Source organism: Corynebacterium sp. MSK035 (genome assembly GCF_030232615.1).
GTDB classification, from domain to species: domain Bacteria; phylum Actinomycetota; class Actinomycetes; order Mycobacteriales; family Mycobacteriaceae; genus Corynebacterium; species Corynebacterium jeikeium_D.
The window spans coordinates 1-6,365 of record NZ_JASPJP010000030.1 but is presented as its reverse complement, the minus strand read 5'-3'; the positions used below and the strand labels follow the sequence as shown (position 1 = coordinate 6,365).

The window sequence follows — 6,365 nt, the reverse complement described above, 5'->3', positions numbered from 1 at the left end:
TGTATTTCGTTCGGCGGGTTTGCTTCACTACTTCTCCTGGTCGAAAGTGGTGATGCATTCACCGCCTGAACCTACCGCCCGAAAAATAGCCCGAAAGTGTCATAAACTCACACAGTTTCACATTTGCAGCCCGTAATTTCTGGGGTTAAAGGCCAAAAATGTGAGCCTTTCCGGCGGCGTGGTTATCTGACCCAGCCTTTTCGATGCCGCCTCCTCCCCCATAGTCACTACCGAGTAGCCACCAAGCCTGCATCCGCGGACTGCAGCTTGCCGTCAACCATCTCCACGATTCGGTCGGCACCGTGGAGCTGCCCCAGGTCGTGGGTGATGTACAGGGTGGCCACACCCATCTTCCGCGTCACATCCATAATCAGTCGCGTCACCGCCCCTGCACTCTTCTGATCCAAAGCCGCGGTCGGTTCGTCGACTAGCAGCACTTCCGGCTCATTCATCAGTGCGCGCGCAACATTGACGCGTGCCTGCTGACCACCGGAAAGCTGGCTCACGCGACGTTCTCCCAGCCCAGCCAGTCCGACTGCCTCGAGCAATTCATCTGCGCGCTTCTCCGCTTCACGACGGCCACCCGCGGGCCACCCGAAAACACGGCCCAATCGCCGCATTGCGATGAGCTGCTGCTTGACCGTCAGCGCTGGCAGAAGATTCGGCTGCTGGAAAACGATGCCGATGTGTTCGCGACGAATCTTGGCAGCATCCGCGCCGCGAGCGCTCAGATCAATGGCCTTCCTTTCCGCACTCTCGTCCGCGCCTGCACCGTTCGCGTCCTGCTTGTTGGAGTACAGCGTGACATGTCCGGTATCGGCACTCTTCAAACAACCTGCGATGGTCAACAGAGTCGACTTGCCGGAACCCGATGGTCCGACCAGTCCCACTACCTCGCCTGCCCGGATCTTCAGCGAGATGTCATCCAAAATGGTGCGTTTGTTGTCGCCATCTTGGACGGTCAGCGAGATGTTCTTCAGAGCGAGTGCCACGGGAGCCTGGTTGTCGATATAGGTAGTCATTTTGTCCTCAATTCCTCAATTCCTCAGTTGCAGGTTGTGCATGATTAACACGATGTGAGTGTTCTGTGGGAAGCCGCCGTGCTAGGCCGTGCTAACGAGCCACTACGCATTCGCCAATGCGGTGGTCGGATCGACGCGGAATACCGGCACCAGTGCCAGCAGCGCACCAACTACGCCGGTCACGGCCAGAATGAGCCCCGGCACGACGGTCGTGGAAGCATCGACCACAATTGGCATGACGTCGCCGCTCTGCAGAGCCCAGCCCGCCGCTGCAGTCACCGCAACACCGCCACCGACTCCGATTGCCAGCACGGCCAGGACCTGCGCCAGAGAGTCAGCCACCAGCACGGAGCGGGACGCACCGAGCGCCGAGGAAATGGCCACACCACGCAGTCGTTGAACGGTCCACACGGTGAAGAACGCGCCTACCACCAGCGCAGAAATCACATACAGCATCGAGGTCATCGCGTTCAGCGAGGTCTGCTCACCCTGGTAGGAAGCCGACAGGTTATTGCGCTCGCCGTCGCGCAGAATGGTTCCTTCCGAGACATTCGGCAGCTGCGCCGCGGACTCGTCGACAACCATCGCCGCTGGCACCATCTGCCCCGGCGTCAGGTCTTCCATCACGCCGCGCCCGGCATAAATGACCGCTTGGTGGTCCAACCACTTATCTCCCGCCACGCGCGCAACGGTGGCCTCGTGCTCGCCCATCGCGCCAGACAGGGTCAGCGAGTCACCTTCCGCAATGGCGGTTTCACTGACGCCGTCGGTGACGGCCACCTGGTCGTCGTTAAGCGAAAAGTCGGAGATGACGGTGACGGGCGTTTCATCGACGCGCGCACGACTGACGTAGACATCGCGGACATTTGCGCCGTTGTCGCTCGCCCATGTCTGGACGCTCTTTCGCGCCGTCTCGCCGATGCTTGACGACGACAACGACGTAGCCCCCTCGGAGACGACGACGGCATCGTTTTTGCTGTAGACCTCGTCAAGTGCGGAGACGGACTGGGCGGACAGGCCTGCAGCCAAAGCCGAGAGGAACGTGACCATCACAGCAATCATCCCGACGGTGATGGTGATCAGTGCGGCACGGCCTGGAGCGGCTCGAAGTTCTTTCATTGACTGGTACATATTCATTATGGTCGTGGATTCAAAGGCGGATTTAATCGCCATGGAGGTTGAACTTCGTCTCCAACTTTCGGTTGATGTTGACAATTCCGGCTCGTCAGCGGTGTTTTGGCAGGCGGAACTGCCCTAAGCTCGAGAGCGTGGATACTCCTGAGACTCTGAACCGCAGCTGGCAATTACTGCGGTTTGCCCTGGATGTTTTGGTGCTGGTGCTGCTGGCGGTATGCGTGGTTCCGGATCCGCAGTGGCGAATCATCACCTATGCGGCGTGCTTTCTAGCGGTGTACATCGCAGGTTCCATTGGGCCGATTGGGCGGGCTCGGCATGGCAACGTAGCCAACGAGGTCGCGCTGACTAAGCCGCGTGGCCTGCTGTTGGGCTGGCTTGTGATTCTGCTGCTGTGCTGGGCGGCGTTGGCGTTTGCAACGCTGGATGCCTCGTTCCTGGTTTTCCCACTGTTTTTCGTAATTCTGCAGGTAACCGGCGGTCTTACGGCCGTAATCATGGTAGCAGCGACAACGGCGACGGCAATTGGCGCTATCGCTATTCATACTCCGCTGACATTTGGTGGTGTCCTTGGCCCCATTCTGGGCGGGACGTTTGTACTTACGGTGGGGCTGGGGTTCCGGCTCCTGCAGAAGGAGACTATCGAAAAGACCAAGGCGCTGGAGGAGCTCTCAGCCGCCCGCGCCCACTCGGAAGCACTGTCCCGTCGTGCCGGTGAGCTGGACGAACGCGCACGCCTCGCAGCCGATATTCATGACACCGTGGCGCAGGGGCTTTCCTCCATCCAGCTGCTACTGCATTCGGTGGAGTCCCGCATGAAAAGTGCTTCCACTCAGCATGACCAGACCTCGGTGGATTCGCTACAGCTCGCCCGCAAGGTTGCGGCCGACAATCTCGCCGAGACCCGGCGCATCATCGCAGCACTTCAGCCGGCTCCCCTCGAAGGCGCAGACCTATCCGGTGCGTTGGAGAAAGTCTGCTCCTCCACGGTGCTGGGCGATGCTGTCAGCTTCTGCGTCGACGGCACACCCACGCGGCTGCCGGCCACCGTCGAAGCAACCATCATCAGGGTGGCCCAGGCGAGCTTGGCGAACGTCGTCAAGCATGCACACGCCACACGTTGCCGTGTCACCCTGACCTACCAGCCCGACGAGATTCTGCTCGACTGCGTCGACAACGGCATCGGCTTCGACCCCACCGCACCAACTAACGACGACAGCGTGGGGATCGCCAACGCGCGCCGACGCGTGGAGAAGCTCGGCGGCACCTTCACCATCGAGTCGGAACCGGGGCGTGGCTGCGGTGTCAGCGTCAGCATCCCGCACGAGCTCGCCTCTTAAAGTCCCGCGCCTGGTATGCAGGTAGGAAACGACCATTCACATCACCCGAGGAGTTAGCCAGGTGACCATGCCCATCGGAGTCCTCATCGCCGACGATCACCCCATCGTCCGCGCTGGTCTTCGCGCAGTCGTTGAATCGGCGCCGGATATCGTCGTGGTTGGCGAGGCGGCCAGCGGTGACGAGGCGGTCGAGAAGGTGCGTGCATCGCTTGACGACGACTCTTGCGACCACATCGATCTGGTACTCATGGACCTTCGCTTTGGTGAGGCCCCTGGCACTGCTACCCGCGCAGGCGGAGTTGATGCCACCGCAGCCATCCGCGCACTGGCCGGGCGCGGCGCAAAGGCTCCAGAAGTGTTGGTGGTGACCAATTATTCTTCGGACTCGGATGTGCTCGGCGCTGTCACCGCAGGCGCAGTTGGTTATCTGCTGAAGGATGCCGCTCCGGAGGAGCTCATCGATGGTATCCGTCGTGCCGTTCGCGGCGAGACCGTGCTGAACACACAAGTGGCCGGGCGCTTGATGGGTCGGATGCGCAACCCCAATACAGCACTAACCCCGCGCGAACTCGAAGTGCTCGAGTTGGTAGCGCGGGGTATGTCGAATAGAAAAATTGCAGAACAGCTGGTGCTCACCGAAGCGACTGTGAAATCGCATCTGGTACATGTTTTCACCAAGCTAGACGTCAGCTCCCGCACCGCGGCTGTTGCTCGGGCGCAGGAGCTGGGAATGTTGGGTGATTAGGAAACGGACTAACCCGCGTGGCTTAAATGATGGCCTCACTTAGAGGACATGGACTACCAAGAGCTGGTCTCGTCGGCGTTGCCCTTCTTCCAGGTCTCCCACGGGATGTTCCAGTCACCTAGTCCATCAACACCGGAGAGCGTCTCACCAATCGTATTCTTCACAATCACGATGTCACCGCGCTTAGTGTTGTCCAGGAACCACTTAGCGTTGGCGTCAGTGACGTTGATGCAACCGTGAGACTGGTTGACGCTGCCCTGTGCCCACGTTGACCACGGTGCACCGTGGACGTAGATACCGGAGTAAGACATCTGCGTTGCATAGTTAACCGGCGTGACGTAGCCACCGTTTTCCAGAGACAGGCCGTAGGTACGGGAGTCCATCACCATGGTCTCGTTGCGATCACCGATGATGTACTGGCCATTCGGAGTCGGGTGAACATTCGACCCCATAGAGATAGGCATGGAGTTTACGACTTCACCGTTCTTCTTAATGACCATGGTCTTCGTCGCATCATCAGCGATAGCAATGACTTCATCACCGATAGTGAAGCTGGTTTCGGCGGACTCCGCACCGTACATATCGTCACCAAGATCCGTGCCGTAAATATCGGACTTCACAGTAACCTTGGTCCCCGGCTTCCAGTACTCCTTTGGACGCCAGCGCACCTCACTGTTATTCAGCCAGTAGAAAGCGCCTTCCACCTTAGGCTCGGTGGTCACCTTAATTGCTTCCTCAGCAGCCTTGCGGTCCGAAATACTCGCGCTGAACTTCACAGCAATAGTCTGACCGACACCCACGGTGGAACCATCCAGCGGGGACAGATAACCATTTACCTGAGAAGTCGGCTCGACGGTGGTGAAAGAAGTAGCCAGCTTTTCTGTGCCCGAGGTGGCGTTAATCTCATAGGTCTTTGAGTAGCCCAGGGGTTCTGCAGTGGTCCACTTGGTACCACTGGAGTCGAGCTTGCCCTTGACCTCTTTGCCCTCAGGGTTGGTCATAACAACCTTGTCCAGGCGATGTCCCTCTTCCACCTGAACCGAAATCGGGTCAACCACCGAAACATCGGTGGCGTCGTCCTTCACACTGGCGACAAGACCAACGTCTGGCTTCTCCGCCTCTTGCTGCTCGGCATTATCTCCGCCGACGGTACAAGCAGCTAGCGAGATGGTGGTCGCAAATGTCACCACCGCCATCGACAGGCGCTTAAAAGATTGCCGCATGATCGTGCTTCACTCCAACAGTGCAATTATTAAGTAGTAAGTCCCGGGGACACACTGCGACACACAGCGGAGTCCTGCTACAGCCCCTGGTGCGCCCTCGAAAAAGGTCAGACTACCCTGCAGCGGCACTAGCCACCGATAAAACGCTCGCCCTAACTGAAAAGCCTTATTGACTGCCCAATCGCAGTCATCAACCCCTCACAGGGCGCAGCACGCAAAGTAGCCCAACGGTTCCTACAGTTAACCCTCTGGAAAATTGCTGTGCAACCCCAAAAAACCGGGGCACTTCAACCGACCTGGGAAAACAGCGCCCCCTTGAAGCTGCGTTACCGAAAAGTAATCAGTTCGCTATTCAAAAGTGCCACCGGACGCTTCCGGACGTTACTGAACACTGTCGAACGTAACCGAACGCCACTGGGGTATCTACGCACGCTCCGACGTTGATGCCTTTGATACAGGCCCTACCCCACTTTGAGGATTTCCAAACTTTTTTTGAACTTTTTTCAAACGGTTGCGCAAAACCTTTCAAAAAACATGCAAAAACACCGACCAAAAAACAGGTCCTGACCAGCCGATTTTACAAACAATCAGAAACCTGGTTATATATCTTCTCGTTGCCGGCGAGGAGCTCACACAGAGAGCACCAAGCAGGAAACAGTAAGCGCCATTAGCTCAACTGGCAGAGCAGCTGACTCTTAATCAGCGGGTTCGGGGTTCGAGTCCCTGATGGCGCACAATACAGACCGGGAAGGTAGAAATACCCTCCCGGTCTTTTTGTTGCATAACAAGCGTAGGCGCCAACTTGGGGTTAAACGACAAAATGTGGGGTTAAACGACAAAATGTGTGTCTGGCTCGGCGTGTCGCGCGGGGGTTAGATTTGGCCTTTCTGGATGCCGATTG

5 protein-coding genes and 1 tRNA gene are annotated in these 6,365 nt (G+C 58.1%); 3 read left to right on the top strand and 3 right to left on the bottom strand.

What is annotated here, in order from left to right:
- Positions 1-227: 227 nt before the first annotated feature.
- Positions 228-1,022: an ABC transporter ATP-binding protein gene (locus tag QP978_RS10605; RefSeq protein WP_049172923.1), complete on the bottom strand. Its 795-nt coding sequence runs from the start codon at positions 1,020-1,022 to the stop codon at positions 228-230.
- Between the two features lie 102 nt (positions 1,023-1,124).
- A complete protein-coding gene (locus QP978_RS10600) occupies positions 1,125-2,141 on the bottom strand; it encodes an FtsX-like permease family protein (protein ID WP_242458717.1) in 1,017 nt (338 codons plus the stop codon).
- Positions 2,142-2,290: 149 nt separating this feature from the next.
- On the opposite strand from QP978_RS10600, the gene QP978_RS10595 reads away from it, so the two are divergent.
- On the top strand, positions 2,291-3,496 hold the full coding sequence (locus tag QP978_RS10595; protein WP_070827483.1) for a sensor histidine kinase: 1,206 nt from the start codon (positions 2,291-2,293) through the stop codon (positions 3,494-3,496).
- A gap of 67 nt (positions 3,497-3,563) precedes the next feature.
- A complete protein-coding gene (locus QP978_RS10590; protein ID WP_284857157.1) occupies positions 3,564-4,241 on the top strand; it encodes a LuxR C-terminal-related transcriptional regulator in 678 nt (225 codons plus the stop codon).
- A 53-nt stretch (positions 4,242-4,294) separates the two neighbouring features.
- Here the strand turns inward: QP978_RS10590 and QP978_RS10585 are convergent, their stop codons facing one another.
- A complete protein-coding gene (locus QP978_RS10585) occupies positions 4,295-5,464 on the bottom strand; it encodes a L,D-transpeptidase (RefSeq protein ID WP_016422276.1) in 1,170 nt (389 codons plus the stop codon).
- Between the two features lie 661 nt (positions 5,465-6,125).
- Between QP978_RS10585 and QP978_RS10580 the strand changes: the two genes are divergently transcribed.
- Positions 6,126-6,198, top strand: a tRNA-Lys gene (locus tag QP978_RS10580).
- Positions 6,199-6,365 lie beyond the last annotated feature (167 nt).